This is a genomic window from Pseudomonas emilianonis (assembly GCF_023072625.1).
Lineage (GTDB): Bacteria > Pseudomonadota > Gammaproteobacteria > Pseudomonadales > Pseudomonadaceae > Aquipseudomonas > Aquipseudomonas paraveronii.
Window position 1 is genome coordinate 1 of sequence record NZ_JAKNRV010000047.1, and the last position, 22,160, is coordinate 22,160.

Genomic DNA, 22,160 nt, shown 5'->3' on the forward strand with positions numbered 1-22,160 from the left:
CCGGTATCCACCGCCGCGTCGGCGTCGGCCTCATCGGTGCTGGCGACCTTGGCCAGAAAACGCCCGTCCACCGGGCTGATGCTGTCAAAGGTCTCGCCGCTGGCGGCCCAACGGTACTCGCCGTCAATAAAGGCCCGGCCTTCAAGGTTCAGGGACTGGAAGTACTGCTCCCAGTCATTGCGATGCTTGGTCATAGAGTGTGCTCAACGCAAAAAGTGGGAGGGCCGTCAGACCGTGTGCAGGTACCAGTTGTACTCAAGGTCGGAGATCGAATTCTCGAACTCGGCCAGCTCGCTTTCCTTGCACGCCACAAACACGTCGATGTACAGCGGGTCGATGTACCGGGCCATGACGTCGCTGTCGTCCAGCTCACGCAGGGCATCGCGCAGGTTGTTGGGCAGGCTTTGTTCGTTCTGCTCGTAGGAGTTGCCCTCGACCGGCGCCCCCGGCTCGATCTTGTTGGTCAGGCCGTGGTGGATACCGGCCAGTACCGAGGCCATCAGCAGATAAGGGTTGGCGTCGGCGCCAGCCACGCGGTGCTCGATGCGCACGGCATCCGCCGAACCGGTCGGCACGCGCACGGCGACGGTGCGGTTGTCGATGCCCCAGCTCGGCGAGTTCGGCACATAGAACTGCGCGCCGAAGCGGCGGTAGGAGTTGACGTTCGGGCAGAGGAACGCCATCTGCGCCGGCAGGGTTTCGAGCACGCCGCCGATGGCGTGACGCAGGGCGTCGTTGGTCTCGGGGTCGTCGCTGGCGAAGATGTTAGTGCCCGTTTTGTCGAGGATCGAGATGTGCACGTGCAAACCATTACCCGCCTGGCCCGGGTAGGGCTTGGCCATAAAGGTGGTGTCCATCTCGTGGTCGTAGGCGATGTTTTTCACCAGGCGCTTGAGCAGCACCGCGTAGTCGCAGGCTTTGATCGGGTCGCTGACGTGGTGCAGGTTGACCTCGAACTGCGCCGGGGCACTTTCCTTGACGATGGCGTCGGCAGGGATGCCCTGCTCTTTCGCGCCTTCAAGGATGTCTTGCAGGCAATCGACGTATTCGTCGAGGTCATCGATCAGGTAGACCTGGGTCGAATGCGGGCGCTTGCCGGAGATTGGCGAGCGCGGTGCTTGCGGACGGCCGTTCACGTTGTCCTGGTCGATCAGGTAGAACTCCAGCTCGAACGCGGCGCAAATGGTCAGGCCCAGGTCGTCGAACTTGCTCACCACCTGGCGCAGCACTTCGCGCGGGTCGGCGAAGAATGGCTGGCCTTCGAGCTCATGCATGGTCATCAACAGTTGCGCGGTGGGGCGCTTCTGCCAGGGCTCGATGCACAGGGTGTCGGGGATCGGGTAGCAGATGCGGTCGGAGTCGCCGATATCCAGGCCCAGGCCGGTGCTTTCCACGGTCGAGCCGTTGATGTCCAGGGCGAACAACGACGCCGGGAGGTTGATGCCTTTTTCATACACCTTGTGCAGCGCCGTGCGTTCGATGCGCTTGCCGCGCACCACGCCGTTCATGTCTGCAATCAGCAGATCGACGTACAGGACCTCAGGGTGTTTCTTCAGAAAGGCGTTGGCTTCGTTGAGCTGAACGGTACGCAGTGGGACCGACATGATGCACCTATGTGTTAATTATTATGTTCAAAGCTGTTTCGTAGCAGCAGTCAATCCGAAAGATAAAGTGAAGTCAATAGCGAAAAGCGCGGGCTATTCGTTAATTATATTGGTACTAGCCAGGCAATCACAGAATGAACACCAAGCAAACATGCGGATTAGCACCGCATGGCGTCTATAATTTTTTACATGAAGGTTGTTAATTAAAATCAACATGGATAAGCTCTGGAAAAACTCGTTCCAGCGTGAATTTCGAGGTGATAAAAATGGCACTCAAGCCATTGATCGGTGTTACTGCATGCGTCAAAGAGATTGGCTTGCACCCCTACCATGTCAGCGGCGACAAGTATTTGCGTGCTGTCAGCGTCGCGGCCCTGGGGCTGCCGGTGGTCATCCCTTCCCTGGCGGACCTCTGCGAGATCAAGGATCTGCTGCACTACGTCGACGGCCTGCTGTTTACCGGCTCGCCGTCCAATGTCGAACCCTTCCACTATCAAGGCGCTCCCAGCGCGCCGGGCACCGCCCATGACCCGCAGCGCGACGCCACCACCCTGCCCCTGTTGCGGGCAGCGGTGGCGGCCGGAGTGCCGGTCCTCGGTATCTGCCGCGGCTTCCAGGAAATGAACGTGGCCTTTGGCGGCAGCCTGCACCAGAAGGTGCATGAACTGCCGGGCTTTATGGACCACCGCGAAGCCGACGACCCACGCCTCGACGTCCAGTACGCCGCGGCGCACCCGGTGGCGATCCAGCCCGGCGGCGTGTTCGAGGCCATGGGCCTGGCCGGCGAGATCCAGGTCAACTCGATCCACAGCCAGGGCGTCGACCGCCTGGGCGACGGTCTGCGGGTCGAAGCCGTGGCCCCGGATGGCCTGATCGAAGCCGTTTCCGTGGAGCACAGCCAGGCGTTTGCCTTTGGCGTGCAGTGGCACCCGGAATGGCAGGTCCTGTCGAACCCGGCTTACCTGAGTATTTTCCAGGCCTTCGGCGATGCCTGCCGGCAACGCGCCGCGCAGCGTCAGCACCGTTAACACAAGGCGGCCCACACAGGGCCGCCAGTATTCGATTCACCGATTGACACGCCCTGCCCACGCGGCGCGCGCACCTGTGTGCGCCCGCCGTGCGGCGTGAACGGCAACACCCAAACAACAACAAGCAAGCCCAGGCAGCCAGGATGGCGGCGCCGAATAAACCTGCACCGCATTGATGACGCAGGTTTGCAATCAACCTTATTAAGTCAGGCCGCGTTGGCCCGACGACCTGTTGGGAGTTTCACATGGCAAACGCCTCCAGCATTTATCGCAAGGCTCTGGAAGGTCATCAGCAACCGCAAAAGGTGCTGGTGAAGATCGACCGCGTGACCAAGAAGTTCGATGAAACCGTGGCCGTGGACGATGTGTCCCTGGAAATCCACCAGGGCGAGATCTTCGCCCTACTGGGGGGTTCCGGTTCCGGCAAATCCACCCTGCTGCGCATGCTCGCCGGTTTCGAACGGCCCACCGAAGGCCGCATCCTGCTGGACGGCGTGGACATCACCGATATGCCGCCCTATGAGCGGCCGATCAACATGATGTTCCAGTCCTATGCCCTGTTCCCGCACATGACCGTGGCGCAGAACATCGCCTTTGGCCTCAAGCAGGACCGCCTGCCGGCCAGCGAGATCGAGGCGCGGGTCGAGGAAATGCTCAAGCTGGTGCACATGACCCAGTACGCCCGGCGCAAACCTCACCAGCTTTCCGGCGGCCAGCGCCAGCGCGTGGCCTTGGCCCGCTCCCTGGCCAAGCGCCCGAAACTGCTGCTGCTCGATGAGCCCATGGGCGCCCTGGATAAAAAGCTGCGCTCGCAGATGCAACTGGAGCTGGTAGAGATCATCGAGCGCGTGGGCGTGACCTGCGTGATGGTGACCCATGACCAGGAAGAGGCCATGACCATGGCCCAGCGCATCGCCATCATGCACTTGGGCTGGATCGCCCAGATCGGTAGCCCGGTGGACATTTACGAAACCCCGGTGAGCCGCCTGGTCTGCGAGTTCATCGGCAACGTCAACATCTTCGACACCCAGGTGATCGACGACGCCGAAGGTCACGCGGTGCTCCAGTGCCCGGACCTGGACCGCGACATCTACGTCGGCTACGGCATCGCCACCTCGGTGGAAGACAAGTCGGTGACCTACGCGATCCGCCCGGAAAAACTGCTGGTCACCACCGTAATGCCGACCGGCGCGCACAACTGGTCGAGCGGCAAGGTCCACGACATCGCCTACCTCGGCGGGCACTCGGTGTTCTACGTGGAGCTGCCGAACGGCAAGATCGTCCAGTCGTTCATGGCCAACGCCGAACGCCGTGGCTCCCGGCCGTCCTGGGGCGACACTGTGTACGTGTGGTGGGAAGACGACAGCGGCGTGGTACTGCGGGCATGAGTACGTCGACCATGAGCACTTTCAATCAAGCGTTGATCCGTGTGCTGCCCAGCGGTCGCAAGCTGGTGATCGGCATTCCCTTCCTCTGGCTGTTCCTGTTTTTCATGCTGCCGTTCTTCCTGGTGATGAAGATCAGCTTCTCCGAAGCGGCCGTCTCGATTCCGCCCTACTCGGAAATCTACACCTTCGTCGAGCAGAAACTCCAGGTGCTGCTGAACCTGGGTAACTACAGCCTGCTGGCCGCCGACGATTTGTACATCTCGGCCTACCTGGGCTCGCTGAAGATCGCCCTGCTCAGCACGTTGATGTGCCTGCTGATCGGTTTTCCCATGGCCTATGGGATTTCCAAGACCCGCAAGGAAATGCAAAACGTATTGCTGCTGCTGATCATGATGCCGACCTGGACCGCGATTCTGATCCGCGTCTATGCCTGGATGGGCATCCTCAGCAATAACGGCCTGCTCAACGCCTTCCTGATGTGGACCGGCCTGACCTCAAGCCCGATTGAAATCCTCAACACCAACACGGCGGTCTACATCGGCGTGGTCTACGCCTACCTGCCGTTCATGGTGCTGCCGCTGTACGCCAACCTGGTCAAGCACGACCAGAGCCTGCTGGAAGCCGCTTCGGACCTGGGTTCGAGCAACTTCAACAGCTTCTGGAAAATCACCGTGCCGCTGGCCAAGAACGGCATCATCGCCGGGAGCATGCTGGTGTTCATCCCGGTGGTCGGCGAGTTTGTGATCCCGGAACTGCTGGGCGGCCCGGAGACCCTGATGATCGGCCGCGTGCTGTGGCAGGAGTTCTTCAATAACCGCGACTGGCCGGTGGCGTCCGCCCTGGCGGTGGTGATGCTGGCGATCCTGATTATTCCCATCTTGCTGTTCAACCGCAGCCAGGCCAAAGAAATGGAGGCACGGGCATGAAGCGTTTCAGTTTTTCGACCCTGATGCTGGTGCTCGGCTTGTTGTTCATCTACCTGCCGATGCTGATTCTGGTGATCTATTCGTTCAACGCTTCCAAGCTGGTGACGGTCTGGGGCGGCTGGTCGCTCAAGTGGTACCTGGGGCTGTTGGATAACACCCAATTGATGGGCTCGGTGGCGCGCTCCCTGGAGATTGCCTGCTACACCGCCGTGGCCGCCGTGGCGCTGGGCACCCTGGCCGCCTTCGTGCTGACCCGGGTCACCCGTTTCAAGGGCCGGACCCTGTTCGGTGGCCTGGTGACCGCGCCTCTGGTGATGCCGGAAGTGATCACCGGTCTGTCGCTGTTGCTGCTGTTCGTGGCCATGGCGCAGATGATCGGCTGGCCCATGGAGCGTGGCATCGTCACCATCTGGATCGCTCACACCACCTTCTGCGCGGCCTATGTCGCGGTGGTCGTCTCGGCGCGCCTGCGGGAGCTGGACCTGTCCATCGAAGAAGCGGCGATGGACCTCGGCGCGCGACCACTCAAGGTGTTTTTCCTGATCACCATCCCGATGATCGCGCCGTCGTTGGCGGCGGGCGGCATGATGGCGTTCGCCTTGTCCCTGGATGACCTGGTGCTCGCCAGTTTCGTCTCCGGGCCCGGCTCCACCACCCTGCCGATGGAGGTGTTCTCCGCCGTGCGCCTGGGGGTCAAGCCGGAGATCAACGCCGTGGCCAGCCTGATTCTGCTGGCGGTGTCGCTGGTGACCTTCATGGTCTGGTATTTCAGCCGCAAGGCCGAAATGAACCGCAAGCGGGCGATCCAGGAAGCCATGGACCAGACCACCAGCGAAGCCTGGCAGCCGCAACCCCAACAGTCATAACGAACACCGGCGACGGCCTAGGCCGTCGTGTTTTACCCCACAATAAAAAATGGAGTTGGATGCATGAAAAGGTTTGGCAGGACTCTGCTCACACTGTCCCTGTTGGGCGCCATGGCTGGCGGCGCCCAGGCCTCCGACAAGGTGCTGCGTGTGTATAACTGGTCGGACTACATCGCCCCCGACACCCTGAAAAAGTTCGAGGCCGAGACGGGCATACACGTCACCTACGACGTTTTCGACAGTAACGAAACCCTGGAAGCGCGGCTGCTGGCCGGCAAGTCGGGCTACGACATCGTGGTCCCGTCCAACAGCTTCCTGGCCAAGCAGATCAAGGCCGGGGTCTACCAGACCCTGGACAAATCCAAACTGACGAACTGGAAGAACCTAAACCCGGTGCTGCTGAAAAATGCCGCCGCCAGCGACCCCGACAACGCGCATGCCTTCCCGTATATGTGGGGTTCGATCGGCATCGGCTACAACCCGGAGAAAGTCCGCCAGGCACTGGGCACCGACGCGCAGCTGAACTCCTGGGACCTGCTGTTCAACCCCGAGAATGCCGCGAAACTCAAGGCCTGCGGCATCAGCTTCCTCGATTCGCCGACCGAAATGCTGCCAGCGGCCCTGCACTACCTGGGCTTTGCGGTGAACTCCCAGGACAAACAACAGATCGCCCAGGCCCAGGAAGTGTTCATGAAGATCCGCCCTTCAGTGGCGTACTTCCACTCCTCCAAGTACATCTCGGACCTGGCCAACGGCAATATCTGCGTGGCCGTGGGTTACTCCGGCGACGTGCTGCAAGCGCGCGCCCGGGCTCAAGAAGCCAACAACGGGGTGAAGATCGACTACAGCATTCCCAAGGAAGGCGCCGGCAGTTTCTACGACATGGTGGCCATCCCCCGGGACGCCAGCAACGTCGACAACGCCTATGCCTTCATGAATTTTCTGATGCGCCCGGATATCATCGCCGAGGTCACCAACAGCATCGGCTACAGCAACGCCAACGCCGCGGCCACGCCCCTGGTGGACGAGGCGATCCGCAACGACCCGGCGTCCTACCCGCCCCAGGACGTGCTCGCGACCCTGTACGCGATCCCCGACCAGCCCATTCCCGTGCAGCGCCTGATGACCCGCGGCTGGACCAAGGTCAAGCTCGGCAACTAACACCTGCGCGCCACCACTCGGCGCACCCCGCTTCCGTTCCCGTCGCGCCTTACCACCGCGACCTTTGCTGTGAACGGCTTCACCCGGCTCCCTCGGTTAGGGTGAAACCCTTGGCGCCTTCGGGCGCCTTTTTTGCGTTCAGTCGGCCAACAAAGCGTCTTGCCACTCTGGGCCTTTCATGGGTGCGCGGCACTGAACAATTAAAACGCTTGAGGATGCCCTGCACTTTCTGGCCCACTTGATCGTGCGCTCGTGTGAAGTGCTAAAGAGCGCGCGGCACCTCGTGGAACCCGAATAAAAACGCGCTACCTACGATTAATGGCCTTCGGACAAACCTTATGAACTCCAGCGTCAGCCGCTGCACTCTCCCGCCCGACTCAAGCATTGCCCGACGTGCCACGGGCGCCAGTTTCATCGATTGCCAGAGCACTTTGGCCGATGACCACGAGCGTAGCGCCTTGCGGCATGGGCTGCGGCTGATGGCTCGCACACCTATTTGGATCGACCGATTGATGGCGCTGCGCAATCGACTGGTGCAGGTGTTTGGCCTCAAGGACCTCGGCAGACTGACACGCATCGATCTCGAGCGTGCAGACGCCGACTATCGACCCGGCGACCGGGTGGGGATTTTCACCCTGGTCTCGCAAACCCCCGACGAGGTTTTGCTGGTCGACCAGGACCGGCACCTGGATGTGTACCTGGCCATCAACCTTATGCCTCTCGACCCGCAAGGAACCCGTCGGGTGGTGCTCTCCACCGTGGTCCAGCCGCACAACTGGCTGGGCCGCCTGTATATGCTGCCGGTGGCGCCGTTCCATCGCTTTATCGCGCCACGCATGCTGGCCATGCTCAATCAGCGCTAGCGTTGTTCATACCCGCGTTCAAGCTCAGTGCGTTCCACGAGCCGCGGGAACAGACACTCAAGCGCCAAGGCACTTTAGGCGGCCATTCGACGCCCACTTCGAAGCCCATATTGAACAGGGCCCAATCCTCAAAGATAACGGTTTGCCCGTTGGAAGGGTGACCGACGGCCAAGCGCTTTGCTGGCTGGATGTGCAGGTCGCAGGTGTCTTTGAGCTCGGAGCCGAGCACGCACATCACACAGTTTGAAACCGCAAAGAAGTCCGGTGGCGGTCACCTATTCGACCAAGCGGCCTTGAAATAGACAGGTTTTACCGGATTTGTCCGCAAAGCTTGTTAGGATAAAGCGGCTAACATCTCGTTTAACCATAGGAACAGCGGGGATAATGACAACTGCACGTCATGGCGTGCCACCAATAAGGAGATTCTCATGGTTGAAAAGCCTACGGATGATCGGCCAAACATCCCTCACGTCCCCAGTGAGGACGGTATTCCAGCACCGAGCGGAGCTGCCAATCTGATCGACACTGACTATGTGATCGGTCAAGACAACATCAAGGGAGAGTTTTCGTTCTCGCTCGATATCCACGGCAAAGTGTTCATTATTTCAGCGGCCACCATTTTACTGTTCGTGGTTTTGACGCTGGCATTGCAGAACGAAGTTGAACCCCTCTTCAGCTCTATCCGAAACTGGTTAACCAGCCACCTTGCCTGGCTCTTCATGAGCATTGCGAATGTTTTTGTCGTGCTGTGCATTGCGTTGATTTTCTCTCCGCTGGGTAAGGTTCGCTTGGGCGGCAGAGATGCCAAGCCAGACCATAGCTACGTCGGATGGTTTTCAATGCTTTTTGCCGCAGGCATGGGCATTGGTTTGATGTTTTATGGCGTAGCCGAACCCATGTCGCATTACGCTGCGTCCATGGGCGGTGTGACAGTCGATGCCAGCGGCGTGCGCACGGACTGGGCGCCGTTAGGAGGGGCTGCAGGCGACATGAAGGCATCCGCCGATTTGGCGATGGCTGCCACGATCTTTCACTGGGGGCTCCATCCCTGGGCGATATACGCGATAGTGGCGCTGTCCTTGGCGTTGTTTTCTTACAACAAGGGCTTACCGCTTTCGATACGCTCGATTTTCTATCCCCTATTGGGTGAGCGTGTTTGGGGATGGCCAGGGCATATCATCGATATCCTGGCGGTATTCGCCACGCTATTCGGGTTGGCGACTTCGCTGGGCATTGGTGCAGAACAAGCTGCCGCAGGGATTGAATACCTTTTCGGAATCCGATCGACGAATCTCAGCAAGGTCGTGCTGATCGTTGGTATCACCTTGATCGCTCTGTGGTCAGTCCTTGCCGGCTTGGATAAGGGTGTCAAGATGCTTTCCCAGATCAATATGGGACTCGCATTACTCTTGCTGGTATTTATCATCGTAGTGGGGCCGACGTTGGCCATCTTCACGGGTTTCTTCAAGAACCTGGTGACTTATGTTGAATACCTGCCGGCGCTTTCGAACCCATTCGGACGCACAGACACTCAATTCACCCAAGGCTGGACGGCCTTCTATTGGGCTTGGTGGATCAGTTGGTCGCCGTTTGTAGGCATGTTTATCGCGCGCGTCAGTCGTGGTCGAACAGTCAGAGAGTTTCTGATCTCTGTCCTGCTCGTTCCTTCAGTGGTTTCTGTGCTGTGGATGACCACATTCGGCGGAACGGCCATTGACCAAGCGACGGTACAGGGCGTGATGGGCGTCAAGGACGCTGTTCTGGAACTGAAACTGTTCGCTATGCTGGGAGAACTGCCGCTTAAGGAGATCAGCTCATTCCTGGGCATCATTCTGGTCATCGTGTTTTTTATTACCTCTTCGGACTCCGGTTCGTTGGTGATCGATACGATTACCGCCGGGGGTAAGGTTGATGCGCCGGTGCCTCAACGTGTGTTCTGGGCGGTCATCGAGGGCGTGATTGCGATTGCCCTTCTATTGGGGGGCGGCCTGGTAGCACTGCAGGCGATGGCAGTCTCCACAGGTTTGCCCTTTGCAATCGTTCTGATGTTGGGATGTATCTCTCTCGTGAAAGGATTGATGACTGAGCCTCGTTAGTAAACATGAGCTAAGACATACGTAACTTTCGCTTCAAGTTTCAAGGTGTAACACGTCAATACGTTTGCACCTTGAAGCTAAAACCGAGGGCAATATGTTCCAACAAATCAATGATTTCTTCGTCATCCACAACTTTCTGGGAATAGCCTTAGCTAACTGGATTTTCGCTATCTCACTGGCAATTATCAGCTTTATCTTGGCCAGGGCGGCGATTGACTTTTTTCTAAGAAAACTTCGGAAAGTATCTGTACTGCCCAACGCCCATATAAGCAACATAGCGGTTGAGGTGCTCTCCGGTACCAGTAACACGCTTTTATTTCTGGCCGCGCTATTGATCGGCGTAGGTGTTCTGGATCTACCGGACCGCTGGCTGGGCCGCGTCAGCAGCCTCTGGTTCGTGGTGGTGGCCTTACAGGTTGGGTTATGGGCAAACCGCGCCGTGGCGTTGGCGCTTTCCCGATATTTTCGTCGGCACAGCGCCTCGCAGACATTTCAAGGCAGCGCCCTGGCAACGTTAAGTCTTTGGGGGGCCAAAGTGTTCCTGTGGGTCGTCGTCGTACTTGCAATGCTTTCGAATGTCGGCGTGAACATTACGGCTTTCGTTGCCAGCCTGGGCGTGGGGGGTATTGCTATTGCGTTGGCAGTACAAAACATCCTCGCCGATGTGTTCGCGTCCTTATCTATTGCGGTGGACAAACCATTTGAGGTCGGCGATTTCATTGTTGTCGGCGCACTGTCAGGCACTGTCGAGCATGTGGGGTTAAAGACCACGCGGATACGTAGCTTGGGTGGCGAACAGATCGTCATGGCGAACGCCGCAATGATCGGAAGTACCATACAAAACTATAAAAGGCTTCAAGAACGCCGAGTAGTGTTCGAAATTGCGTTGACCTACAACTGCTCTCCGCAACAAGTTAGAGACGTGCCGCAACGCATAGAACAGATTATCCGCAAGCAAGAAAGAGCACGATTCGATCGCTGTCACTTTCGAAACTTCGGTAATAGTGCGTTAGAGTTCGAGACCGTTTACATCGTGCTCGACCCTAGTTACAACGTTTATATGGATGTCCAGCAAGACATCAATCTTGGAATAATCGACGCGTTCGAGGAACTGGGCGTCAACTTTGCCTATCCGTCACGCACGGTCTACATTGCCTCCGACCCCGGCAAGGATGGGCTTGTGAATGACTCCAAACACCCGGCCTAGAGGCACGCCCCTTGCCTGATCGACATCATTGCCCAGTGCGCTTGGCGGTGTCACTTGGATTTGGATTGCACCAGGTCAGGCGAGGTAGCGCGGGATCAACCAAGCGCTTTGAATGTAGGGTTCAAGGAGCGGTTACTATCAAATGGCGTTAGCCTCGCGCGTTAACGCCAGCAGTTGAGCAACTGAGTCAATTCCACAACTCGCCAACCGGGGTGGACGTTGAATAGTGAGTCGCGATCTGCGCCTGCAACAATTCTGCTGTCGCAAGGGCATCGGTTAAAGCGTGGTGGGCATGGTACGCCGGAAGGCCAAGCCGCTTGCGACTATCTGCCAATCGTATGGATTGCTGTGAGCGCCCCATGAGTCGGGCAAACCAACCGAGTTTTTGCCGATGCAGTCGAGCCTCTAACTGCATCGTATCGATGACTGGAAAGTCCAGCCCCTCACCTAAATATCTACGGACTGCCTGATCCAAGAAGGCGCGCTCGATATTGCGATAATGGACGACCATCACCTTGCCGGTCATAGCCGTCAGCAACGGATCTAGCACCTGCGCAAAGGTGGGAGCATCGAGAATCTCGGTATGGGTTATGTGATGAAAAGTCACTGACTTTTCATTCAGTTCGGAAGATGGTTTTATCACCCAGTAAAGTGAGTTCCCGCAATAAATGCGCTGTAGTGTGAACGGCATCACGCCGATGCTCACAATGCTGTGCGCCTGTGCATCAAGACCGGTGGTTTCCACATCCATTGCGAGCAGTTGCACGCTCTCAATGGAGGCCTGGGCTGAGACTGCACCGGCTTGATAGAACTGTCGCAAGCGGCTGTTAACGGCGTTTTGCGCCAATGTCTCAAACCTGGAAGACCAGTCCAGCATTTTACGATTGGGCTGCGCATTCATGTGCTTCATGACGCGAGGCGACCTTTTGGAGGATAGCGGAATCGCAAGAAATTCTGGCCATTACTCAAGACCTGAAACGCCTCTTTTAGATTACGCCGCTCACTGTTGGAAAAACGCTCGGGCTCGACGTAGTTATTGAGCGCAGCCCCCTGCTCCAACGCGTCTGCCTGATGTCGGATTCGCACCATCGACAGAAACTCCAGTGCATATCGAAGTTGCTTTAATCCTTCAGGCGGGATGACGTTGCTGCTCGCTATCGCATCCATGCGATCAAACGAATTCTGCGCGGTACTGCCGCACGCAAGCGCATGGATGCGGATAAGGTCAGTCAGCGGAGCGGTGCCCCGCCCCTTGAGATTAATGATCCTTTTGTGCTGCCCGTCTGTCTCGACGACAAAAGTACGGAAAAACCCCAATGGCGGCGTCCGGTCAAGCGCAATTCGAGCCATGGCACTCAGAAAAACAGGGTGTGCGCTGGATTTGCGAGCACACAGAATTTTTAGCTCTTGTACCAACTCAAGCTGGCCAAAAACACCGTCAAGGTCGAAAAAAATACAGCTATTGAGCAACGTCGTCGGGTTAGGTTTCTCGATCCACTGATCGAAATAACGTCGCCACACATTCAAGGGCTGACGCCACTGATCGTTGGTCGCCATTATCCCGCCCTTACAGTAGCTGTAACCGCACGCGGCCAGGCCATCACTCACAAACGTTGCCAAGGCCCGAAAGTAAGCATCGTGCTGGATCGGATCGAAGCTGTCGTCAAGCACCAATGCGTTGTCCTGGTCAGTCACCAACAACTGCTCATCGCGCGCCATGGAACCGAGCACCATAAAGCAGTAAGGCACCGGAGGCGGCCCCAGTTTCTTCTCTGCCAGTTCCAGCAAACGCTGGGTAAAGGCCCGGCCAATGCCGGAAATTGCGCTGCCGATCATGTGTGCAGTGGCGCCATCACGCACCATGCGGATGTAGGTTCCACGCAGGTCGCGCAAAAGCGATTTCAGGCCTTCGACGGAGGTCTGATTAGAGATTCTGTTTACCAGGTACAAACTGCTGTGCGACTCGTAGCGAATGATATCCGACAGGTTGATCAGACCGATCGGATGGCCATGGTGGACGACTGGCAAATGGTGAATATTGCGGCGCAACATCATCAGCATGGCTTCAAACACTGAGTCATCGGCGCCGATCGCAACCGGGTCGGCAGTCATGATGTCGCTGGCGCTCGTTTCATCAGCGTTTCGGCCAGCAGCAACAACGCGCGTGCGCAGGTCCCGATCAGTCACGATTCCTTGGATTTCAGCCGGCTGCAAGCCCGTAGGCGACATCACCAACACGCAAGAAACACTTTGCTCTGTCATGACTTTTGCCGCGTCGCCGACAGAAGCATCCGACGCGATCCACACCAGGGGTCGTGAGATAAGGGCACGGCATTTGAGCTGAATAAGTTCACTCGCACGGCCCTGCGCCTCAACGGCCGTCTTGAGCCTGGAGTGCCCCTCGGCTTCAACAAAGTCGGCGAAAGCATCATGTTGCGCGCACAGATCAGCGAAGACGTCGGCGGGTATGTAATAGATCAGGCTATCTTCCAATGCTCTGGCAGGAAAACGCACCTTGTTACTGCGCAACAGACCTGCTTGCCCGAATATGTCGCCTTCGACAAGTCGGTTGTAGAGTTCGCCATTACGCCGGTAGATCTCCACGGCACCACTGCGCACATAGTGCAAGTCCTGAATAATCGCACCCGCTTCAAGGATGTCACTGCCGGCCTTGAAATAACTTACTTCTACCCGCCGAGCGATGGCGTCTACCGACTCCTTTGGCAGCGTATCAAATGGGGCGAAACGATAGAGGTGGTCGCTAATCTCCTGTAACTCGATTTGCATGAAACCTCGAAATGCTGGAAAAAATATACGTTGCAAACGCCATAGTTGGCGAAGGGTAATCGTCTTTACAGTGTTAGCCACCACATCACATCCCGGGACGAGGATCAAGCGCTATGCGCTGCACCAACTACTGCGTAACGGCTTACCGTAATGTTTGCGAGGCCAGCAAGTGCGGCATTCACCCAGGGCGCAGCGCAGTTGCGCTGACCCAGCCTATGGTTTGGCTTTTTGCGTAGCGGCGTCATTGCCCTCCGACTGCAGAAAGCCACGCGCCAACTGTTGATAGAGCTCAGGCCCCATCCTGGCACTGACTGCTTTGGCAATCAGCGCAACAGCCATCAGACTGATCACCATGCCATGGCTGTCGATCATCTCCATCACGATGATCGCGGACGTGATCGGCGATTGCGTGACAGCCGCCAGAAAGCCAACCATGCATAAGGCAATGATGGGCTGTGCCGCCAGAGCGAAGAACTCAGCGACGTTGGCGCCTACCGCAGCCCCTACCGCCAGAGACGGGGCAAAAATACCGCCCGGGATACCGGAAAAATAAGTCACTACGGTCGCGAGAAAACGCGTGATCGGCGCGTGCCAGGGCAGACCGATATCAGACACGATGATCTGGGATGTGATCCCATAACCGCTGCCAAAGGACATCCCGCCACTGAGCCAACCGAGAATAGCCACGATCATCCCGCAACCACCTGCGAACCAGACAGGGTGCATGCGACGCCATTCCCATACGAAAAATCGGCGATACCTCTGCGGCCACAGGAGCATCCGACTGAACAACCCTCCCATAAGGCCGCAGCCAATACCAATCGCCAGTACCGGGATAACGATATCGAGATTGACCTCTTGCACGTCGAAATGCCCGAAATAGTTGTAGTTGCCCTGCAAAGCAATCGCGACCATCCCCGACAAGATGATCGTACTGAGCAATACCCCGCTGGTACGGGTTTCCAACTTACGCCCCAACTCCTCCACCGCAAAGGCCACACCGGCCAAAGGCGTGTTGAACGCGGCGGCAATACCCGCTGCACCACCGGCCAGAATGAGGTCTTCGGGGCGGATGATTCGAGCGTTAGGCAGATAACGGTGAAAGAAATGCATGATCGAGGCGGCGACTTGAACTGACGGGCCTTCACGCCCGGCTGAAAAACCACCGGTCAACGCCAGAGTACCTAGCCCTATCTTGGCAACAGCAAGGCGCAAGGACACCAACTTATCCACGGGCTTACCTTGATGGGCCAACCGTGTAGCCGCAATGACCTGAGGAATACCGCTGCCTTGTGCCCCGACAAAAAAGCGGGTGGTCATCCATACGACAAACATGCCGATCAAAGGCGTGTAGATAAACGGCAGCCAAGGCCGGCCGGCGGTTTGTTGAACGAACTGCATCAGCGCCAGGTCGGCCAGCCGGGCGAACAGCACAACCAGTAACCCGGCGAGGGTAGCAGCAGCCCAGAGCGTCACACGAGTACGCCATCGGATCGAGGCAAAGCGACGACGTATGAGTAATATCGGCTTGATCACCCGAGCGGATTCCCGTTGTAGAGGTTAAATAAAACCCAGAAAACAAGACTACCGGGTTAAACGGTCAGGTCCAGCCAGCAGCGGCTAAAGGATTATAGCCATCATCTCCCCCTGCTACCCACTCCACGTGCAGTTACCCCGGCAATCTGATGCAGGGTAGGACTGTCCGCTCGCGACTGTGCTGATCAATCAACTACTGTGGAGTCGCCCTGAATAAAAACAAACAAGACGCAGAGATTCCCATGCGCGTAAAGAACCGCTTCGCCATGCTGGCCGCCGCTGCAACCCTTGCGCCTGGGGCGCACACCGGAGGCTGGCGATTACCCGCTGTGGGTTGATGGCCAGTGTCACGCCCTGAATCCCTGGATTGGCGCGCCAACCGCTCGCCAGCGTTTTATTCAAATATGGACGTGCAAGGCCGGCTGATGGTCGGATTAACACGATCAGCCGGCCCCCTTCTTCGCCCGGCCACGCAGCGTGCGACGACGCACGCAACCGGCAAGCCCGAATGCCTAGGCGCCATCACTGCGCTCTCTCTTTCGGGTCATCCAGCTCGTGTGGGCGCAAACCAAGGCAAAAGTCAGCAAGAAGAAAGCCAGATAAGTCGTCACTATGTCCCCCTCATCTAAGTCAGCGCGTTAGGTTGTTATTGCGAATATATCCATGCTGACGAGGTGGGAAGGTTAAGGTGGGTTAAGAAATAGTTAGTATTCGGGCGCGCCTTAGATCAATAGGGTTCACATGCATTGGGTGTCGGCATTGAGTCGGGAGCGCTGAAAACACGTTCAAACGGAGGAAATCATGAGTAGTGCGTTGGTCATAGAGGACGATCAGGTGACTGCTGAAATCATCGTCGCTGAACTCCAACGCCACGGCTTCAGCTCAAAGTGGGCTGCCACCGGCCGCGACGGACTGGCCTTGGCGATTGCAGGCGGCTACGACGCCATTACCCTGGATCGCATGCTGCCTGACTTTGACGGGCTGACAATTGTCAGCACCTTGCGCAGCCTTGGGATTCAAACACCGGTCTTGATGATCAGCGCACTGTCCGATGTGGATGAGCGCGTCCTGGGGCTCCGTGCGGGCGGCGACGATTACCTGACCAAGCCGTTTTCCGCGGTCGAGATGGTCGCACGCCTGGATGCATTGCTTCGACGCACTGCCGCAGACCCCAGCAACCCCCACCTCAGTTGCGGAAACCTGCGCCTGGACCTGGTAGAGCACAAACTGACTCGAAATGACGAAGACATCCAACTGCTGCCCACCGAGTTCAAGCTGCTCAATTACCTGATGCGCAGTGCCGGCCAGTTGGTCACGCGCACCATGCTGTTTGAAGGCGTCTGGGGATACCACTTCGACCCTGGAACAAACATCATTGATGTGCACATCGGTCGACTGCGCAAAAAGCTGGAAAGCGACGAAAACTCGCCTGTCATCCATACAATACGCGGTGCCGGCTATGTCCTCGTTACCCAAAAATGAGGATTGGCGCTCGTCCGGAAGTCGGCTGATCGGGTTTTACGCAGTGTTTTTCGTGGCCTGGGGCGCACTTTTTACGGGTGTGCTGTACTGGGAAATTTCCCACTATCTCGGAACGGTCGCTGAACGGACGTTGTTGCAACGCGCCCACTATTATCAACAGATCGACGACACCCAATTGCTCGCAGAGCTGGCTGCCAGTGAGGCTTTTTCAACGCCAGGGATCGACGCCTACGGCTTGTTTGCACCCGATGGCAAACACGTCGCCGGCGACCTGCTGAAACTACGCTCCAACCTGCCCGACGATGGCCAAGTCCATTACCTTGAGCGCGGCCTGAGCATTGCGTTACCCAGCACCGAAACCAGAAGCAGCTATGCCCTGATGGCACGACGCCCCGACGGGCATATCCTCATTCTGGCCCGTGACGGAGGGTCAATATCCGCCGTGGGTGGCATTATCGAGCAGGCACTGATGTGGGGGTTGTCATTAACCCTTATCCCCGGATTGATTGGCTGGCGTTTATTACGGCGGCGGCCATTGCGGCGTGTCAAACGCCTGCAGCTGTGTACCGAAAGTATTGTCTCGGGCAACCTGTCTGAACGTTTGCCGTTGTCCGCACGCCGCGATGAACTGGATATGCTGGCCAGCGCCGTCAATACGATGCTCGATCATATTGAGCAACTGATGTATGAAGTCAAAAGCGTCTGCGACGGTATTGCCCATGACTTGCGCACGCCGTTGACACGCTTGCGCGCAAGGCTCTATCAGTTGCAGCAATTGCCGCTGGCGCGTGAACATGAGCAGGCCTTGAACCAGGCGTTTGAGGAGAGCGAGTCGATCATGGTGCGTTTTCAAGGGCTGCTGCGGGTTGCCGAGCTTGAGGATATTCGTCGTCGTTCTGCATTTGCGCCCTTTCCGATCATGGCGCTGTTGAAACAGGCGCATGAATTTTATGAGCCGATGGCGCTGGACCGCTCCCAAACGCTTTCGTTGGTCATTCCCAGCGATTGTCCCAGGGTGTACGGCGACTCTTCGTTGCTGTTCGAAGCGCTGGTCAACTTGCTCGATAACGCCCTTAAATTTACCCCTGAGGGCGGCCATATCGAATTGCGCGGGAGCGTCAAGGATTCATCGGTCATGATTGAAGTCGTCGACGATGGTGCCGGCATCCCTGAAGCGGATCGTACACATGTCATTCGCAGGCTCTATCGCGGTGAGGGAAGCCAGATAAACCCTGGCCACGGCTTAGGCTTATCGTTAGTCGCCGCCATCGTCAAATTGCACGGGTACACACTGGATATCCGCCCTGCCGCCCTGGACAGGGGAACATGCGTATTGATTCATTGCCCGCTGTTCATCGGTCAAGCCACCGATTGATCTGTACCTGAACATTAAATTTAACTTAACACTGGTTAATTTGAGCGCCCCGCCTGCGAGGCCTAATTTGGCAGCACTTATTGCTGACCCAAGGCCTTTTGCTTGTGAGATATCTGCTGTTCCTGCGTGTGTTGACCGTGCTTTGTGTAACGCCACCGCTTCTTTGGGCAAACGACGCGCTGGCTGCCAATGCAACCCTGGGGGCAATGATCCCCGCTGCACCGAAGCTGGGTGCCGAAGCCTGGATACTGATCGACGCGGCAACGGACAGCGTAATTACCAGCCACAACAGTGATGCACGCCTCCCCCCGGCCAGCCTCACCAAATTAATGACGGCTTACGTCACTACACGTGAGCTCAAGTCGGGGCGGATAAGCGCCGATGACCAAGTCGTCGTGAGCGAAAACGCCTGGCGCACTGGTGGCTCACGCATGTTCCTCGAACCTGGCAGTTCTGCTTCGGTTCACGACTTGCTGAGCGGCGTGATCATCGATTCAGGCAACGACGCCAGCGTGGCGTTGGCCGAACATATCGCGGGAAGTGAAGACGGGTTTGTCGGGATGATGAACTCGACCGCTTCAACGCTGGGATTGATCAACACGCACTTTATGAACTCCACCGGTCTACCGGACCCGGAGCATTACTCCTCCGCGCGAGACATGGCGACCTTAGCTCTGAAAGTCATCAATGAAGGGACCACCTACTACCCTCTCTACGCCAAGAAAACCTTCACCTGGAACGGCATTCAGCAATCCAACCGCAACGCACTGTTGTGGCGCAATTCCATCTACGACGGTTTGAAGACCGGTCATACAGAGGCGGCGGGGTATTGCTTGGTGGCCTCCGCACAGCGGGATGGGCAACGCTTGATCAGTGCAGTACTGGGCGCCAGTAGCACCCGTAAACGTGCGGAAGAAACAGAAAAGCTGATGGGGTACGGTTTTCGCTTCTACGACACCCAAACCTATAAGAAAGGCGGCGAAGTACTCGCACAGGCTGCGCTCTGGAAGGGTAAACAACCGTCCATCAGCGTGGGGTTGCTCGACGACATGACTCTCACGCTGCCTAAAAACGCAAGTCGAAAAATCGAGATGCGCTTGGCGTTTGACGGTCCGATCGAAGCCCCTATCACTGCAGGCACAGTCATCGGAAGGCTAGATCTGTTCGACGCCGAACATAAACTGGGGGAGCGGCCATTGGTCGTCCTTGTGGACGCAGAGCAAGGCTATTGGTGGACACGTTGGTGGGATACCGTGCATCTGTTTTTCACCCGGACGATCCGTAGCTGGTTCGATGAGACCGAGATCGCATGAGTCGCTTCAATACCCGCTGATTACACGGCAAAAGCCGGCCCCCATCGCAGTCGCGGAGACGTTGATGAACTCAGATGAGCTACGCAAAGAACTCGCGCTATCAAAATTCTTCAAAGGCGACTCTTCCCTCAATGAAGCGGTACAGGGACTGAGTCAGGCTGAAAAGAAAGTGTGTATCGAATCGGCCTTTGAGCAAGAGGCAGCACGACTTGGGATAGCGGTATGGGAGCTGACGCTGACCATGATCTCGGAGTCTCCCGAAGAGCTGAAAAGCATGACCCTGGCGTTCCATCGAGAAGTGTCAGAAATGGTTGAGATGGAATGGACGGATTACTGCACGCTCAATGAAATCATCGAATAACACTTGGGGCGCGTGTACAGGCACGCGGGCACTTGTCGATACCGCACAGCAACGGCTGATTAGCGGCAAAGGCAAGGCGGGAGACGCAATGCGACAGCACGCCCCGTCGGTTCAACCCTGGGAGCCGGCATCGGCGTTCGGCGACAGGGCGTCAAAACCTGAAATCACGTCAAAGAGTTCCTCGTCGATACCGGCTTGGCGCAAACGGTGATAGGTGGCGTCAAGGTCTTGCAACAGTTCGCCGATGTTGCGGTCTGCGCGCTGCATCGCGGCAAGACGGCTGGCGTTTTCACTGGCCAACGACTCGGCACTGGCGCGAAACAGCGAGACGAACAGGTGCTCACGGATGAACGCACGCAGCGTCTGTGTGTTCGCGCTCAGGACTTCGGGCAATTGAGGCGTGGGCCAGGGTTGCAAAGCGAGTGCCTGTTGCCATTGCTCATCCAGGGGCAGCAGTCGCTGGCTCACCGGGCTATAGCCGTTACCGCTGGGCCGGTTATAGAAAAGCATCAGCGTGGCACGTTGTGGTTCTCCCGCGCCCTCGCTGTCCGCCATCGGGACTGTTTGCAGGACCTGCCCCACCAGTTGCGTGATTTGCTCCACCGACCCAGGCACGGCAAACACGCCTTCGGGCGCTCTACCGGCATCGAGCAGTCGTTCATGCACACGTTCACCAACCGCCCAAACCTTCACCGGCAAGGACGTGAACTGGGCGATTGCGTAGTCGACCACCTCGTCGTTGAACCGCCCGACCAGTCCCTGATCGGAGCCGAATACCACCGCATGCACAGTGTGACCCTCATCCCGTGCATGGGGTGCCCGGGCGTGTATCGTTGCGGGATCGACCGCACGCAGACAAACGCCCAACCCCAGTTCGACGGTGCGCGCGTAGTCGGCGAGTGCCGCCACTGATCGCTCGTACTGCCCGATGGCCGATGCGGCGGAGGCTTTCATGACCCGGACAACGGACTTGAGGTCAGAGGCGCTGCTGATTTGGCGGCGCAATGCCGTGATGGTGGCAGCCATCAAACCTCCTTGGGCGCAGGCACAAACGCCGCAAGTGCCTGGCGCGCCGCTTCGGTGACCTGCTCGCGATCAGCGTCGGTGAGCGCCTCGGCATCGGCCAGGCGCTTGCCCAGAACGGCCGGGAGGCCATTGGCGGCGGCTTCGACAGCCTGCTGCGCAGCGGTCATGCGCTCAAGCGGCACCGGGTCGAAGAGTGCCGCATTCAAGGCCAGCAAAATCGCAATTTGAGCTGGCACCGTCACCGGTGAGAGCTCCGACTGGCCCAGGCAGGCGCGGATGCGCTGGCCGTGAACGATGGATTGGCGCGTGTCCTCATCGAGCCTTGCACCGAAGCGCGCAAAGGTCTCCAGTTCCTCGAATTGCGCATAGGCCAGCTTGAGAGCGCCCGCCACGGCGCGATAAGCCGGGCGTTGAGCCTTGCCGCCGACACGCGAAACTGACTGGCCGACATCAATGGCCGGCAGCACGCCGAGTTCAAACAATGACGGCGACAGCACGATCTGCCCATCGGTAATCGAGATCAGATTGGTCGGGATGTAGGCCGATATGTTCTGGGCTTCGGTTTCGATGATGGGCAGTGCTGTCATCGAACCGCCGCCACGTTCCTGGTTCAGATGGGTCGCGCGCTCCAGCATGCGCGAATGGATGTAGAAAATATCGCCCGGAAAGGCCTCGCGCCCCGGTGGCCGACGCAGCAATAGCGACAGTTCACGGTAGGCACGCGCGTGGTGAGTCAGGTCGTCGTAGACAATCAGCACGTCGCGGCCGGCCTCCATAAAATGCTCGGCGATGCTGGTGGCGGCGTAGGGGGCGATATAGGACAGTCCCGGCGCTTCGTTGCCTTCGGCGACCACCACGACAGTGTAGGCCAGCGCCCCTCTCTCTCGCAGGTTGGCCACCGCCTTGGCCACTGCCGACGCTCGCTGGCCAATGGCGCAATACACACACAACACGTTCTTGTCGCGCTGATTAAAAATGGTATCGATGGCGATCGCCGTCTTGCCGGTCTGGCGGTCGCCCAGGATCAGTTCACGCTGTCCTCGGCCGATGGGGATTAGCGCATCGATGACTTTCAGGCCGCTTTGCAGCGGCTCGGTCACGGGCGCACGGTCCATGATCGGCGCCGCCGGCCGTTCGATGG

Annotated in this window: 18 protein-coding genes and 2 pseudogenes; 13 read left to right on the forward strand and 7 right to left on the reverse strand. The window is 57.9% G+C overall.

Translation table 11 applies throughout. The features are described from left to right. Positions 1–194: pseudogene (locus L9Z73_RS07885) on the reverse strand (aldehyde dehydrogenase PuuC); the annotation flags it as partial. 33 nt (positions 195–227) lie between these two features. Continuing rightward, positions 228–1,604, reverse strand: coding sequence for a glutamine synthetase family protein (locus L9Z73_RS07890; protein ID WP_247398262.1), 1,377 nt, complete (start codon positions 1,602–1,604; stop codon positions 228–230). Between the two features lie 266 nt (positions 1,605–1,870). Between L9Z73_RS07890 and L9Z73_RS07895 the strand changes: the two genes are divergently transcribed. The 9 genes and pseudogenes from L9Z73_RS07895 (at position 1,871) to L9Z73_RS07935 (ending at position 11,139) form a co-directional block, all read left to right on the forward strand. After that, complete coding sequence (locus L9Z73_RS07895) at positions 1,871–2,632, forward strand: gamma-glutamyl-gamma-aminobutyrate hydrolase family protein (protein WP_247398265.1); 762 nt, start codon at positions 1,871–1,873, stop codon at positions 2,630–2,632. 245 nt (positions 2,633–2,877) lie between these two features. After that, a complete protein-coding gene (locus tag L9Z73_RS07900; protein ID WP_247398269.1) occupies positions 2,878–4,020 on the forward strand; it encodes an ABC transporter ATP-binding protein in 1,143 nt (380 codons plus the stop codon). A 44-nt stretch (positions 4,021–4,064) separates the two neighbouring features. Then, positions 4,065–4,946: an ABC transporter permease subunit gene (locus L9Z73_RS07905; protein WP_247398319.1), complete on the forward strand. Its 882-nt coding sequence runs from the start codon at positions 4,065–4,067 to the stop codon at positions 4,944–4,946. Beyond that, complete coding sequence (locus L9Z73_RS07910; protein WP_247398273.1) at positions 4,943–5,812, forward strand: ABC transporter permease subunit; 870 nt, start codon at positions 4,943–4,945, stop codon at positions 5,810–5,812. The genes L9Z73_RS07905 and L9Z73_RS07910 overlap by 4 nt, the downstream gene beginning before the upstream one ends. Positions 5,813–5,875: 63 nt before the next feature. Further along, on the forward strand, positions 5,876–6,973 hold the full coding sequence (locus L9Z73_RS07915; RefSeq protein ID WP_247398276.1) for a polyamine ABC transporter substrate-binding protein: 1,098 nt from the start codon (positions 5,876–5,878) through the stop codon (positions 6,971–6,973). A gap of 338 nt (positions 6,974–7,311) precedes the next feature. Continuing rightward, on the forward strand, positions 7,312–7,836 hold the full coding sequence (locus L9Z73_RS07920; protein WP_247398279.1) for a DUF2867 domain-containing protein: 525 nt from the start codon (positions 7,312–7,314) through the stop codon (positions 7,834–7,836). Positions 7,837–7,915: 79 nt separating this feature from the next. Further along, positions 7,916–8,044 (forward strand): annotated as a pseudogene (locus L9Z73_RS07925) (Zn-dependent hydrolase); the annotation flags it as partial. Between the two features lie 220 nt (positions 8,045–8,264). Further along, positions 8,265–9,932, forward strand: a complete 1,668-nt coding sequence (locus tag L9Z73_RS07930) for a BCCT family transporter (RefSeq protein WP_247398282.1) — start codon at positions 8,265–8,267, stop codon at positions 9,930–9,932. Between the two features lie 94 nt (positions 9,933–10,026). Continuing rightward, positions 10,027–11,139, forward strand: a complete 1,113-nt coding sequence (locus L9Z73_RS07935; protein ID WP_247398285.1) for a mechanosensitive ion channel family protein — start codon at positions 10,027–10,029, stop codon at positions 11,137–11,139. A 187-nt stretch (positions 11,140–11,326) separates the two neighbouring features. Here the strand turns inward: L9Z73_RS07935 and L9Z73_RS07940 are convergent, their stop codons facing one another. The 3 genes from L9Z73_RS07940 to L9Z73_RS07950 form a co-directional block, all read right to left on the reverse strand. Then, positions 11,327–12,049: a 3'-5' exonuclease gene (locus L9Z73_RS07940; protein WP_247398289.1), complete on the reverse strand. Its 723-nt coding sequence runs from the start codon at positions 12,047–12,049 to the stop codon at positions 11,327–11,329. Next, positions 12,046–13,926, reverse strand: a complete 1,881-nt coding sequence (locus L9Z73_RS07945) for a DUF294 nucleotidyltransferase-like domain-containing protein (protein WP_247398294.1) — start codon at positions 13,924–13,926, stop codon at positions 12,046–12,048. Before L9Z73_RS07945 ends, L9Z73_RS07940 begins: the two co-directional genes overlap by 4 nt. Positions 13,927–14,139: 213 nt before the next feature. After that, a complete protein-coding gene (locus tag L9Z73_RS07950; protein ID WP_247398297.1) occupies positions 14,140–15,462 on the reverse strand; it encodes a chloride channel protein in 1,323 nt (440 codons plus the stop codon). 801 nt (positions 15,463–16,263) lie between these two features. Between L9Z73_RS07950 and L9Z73_RS07955 the strand changes: the two genes are divergently transcribed. The 4 genes from L9Z73_RS07955 (at position 16,264) to L9Z73_RS07970 (ending at position 19,993) form a co-directional block, all read left to right on the forward strand. Further along, positions 16,264–16,944 (forward strand): response regulator transcription factor, encoded by a 681-nt coding sequence (locus tag L9Z73_RS07955; RefSeq protein WP_247398301.1) that lies wholly within the window; start codon positions 16,264–16,266, stop codon positions 16,942–16,944. Beyond that, positions 16,922–18,319, forward strand: a complete 1,398-nt coding sequence (locus tag L9Z73_RS07960) for a sensor histidine kinase (RefSeq protein WP_247398304.1) — start codon at positions 16,922–16,924, stop codon at positions 18,317–18,319. Before L9Z73_RS07955 ends, L9Z73_RS07960 begins: the two co-directional genes overlap by 23 nt. Before the next feature lie 104 nt (positions 18,320–18,423). After that, positions 18,424–19,632: a D-alanyl-D-alanine carboxypeptidase family protein gene (locus tag L9Z73_RS07965; protein WP_247398307.1), complete on the forward strand. Its 1,209-nt coding sequence runs from the start codon at positions 18,424–18,426 to the stop codon at positions 19,630–19,632. A gap of 64 nt (positions 19,633–19,696) precedes the next feature. After that, on the forward strand, positions 19,697–19,993 hold the full coding sequence (locus L9Z73_RS07970) for a DUF6388 family protein (RefSeq protein ID WP_247398310.1): 297 nt from the start codon (positions 19,697–19,699) through the stop codon (positions 19,991–19,993). Positions 19,994–20,104: 111 nt separating this feature from the next. On the opposite strand, the gene L9Z73_RS07975 is transcribed toward L9Z73_RS07970, so the two are convergent. Both L9Z73_RS07975 and L9Z73_RS07980 read right to left on the reverse strand, forming a co-directional pair. Then, on the reverse strand, positions 20,105–21,019 hold the full coding sequence (locus L9Z73_RS07975; RefSeq protein ID WP_247398313.1) for a F0F1 ATP synthase subunit gamma: 915 nt from the start codon (positions 21,017–21,019) through the stop codon (positions 20,105–20,107). After that, positions 21,019–22,160 (reverse strand): F0F1 ATP synthase subunit alpha (locus L9Z73_RS07980; protein ID WP_247398316.1); only part of this gene is annotated, 1,142 nt, incomplete at its 5' end. The genes L9Z73_RS07980 and L9Z73_RS07975, both read right to left, overlap by 1 nt.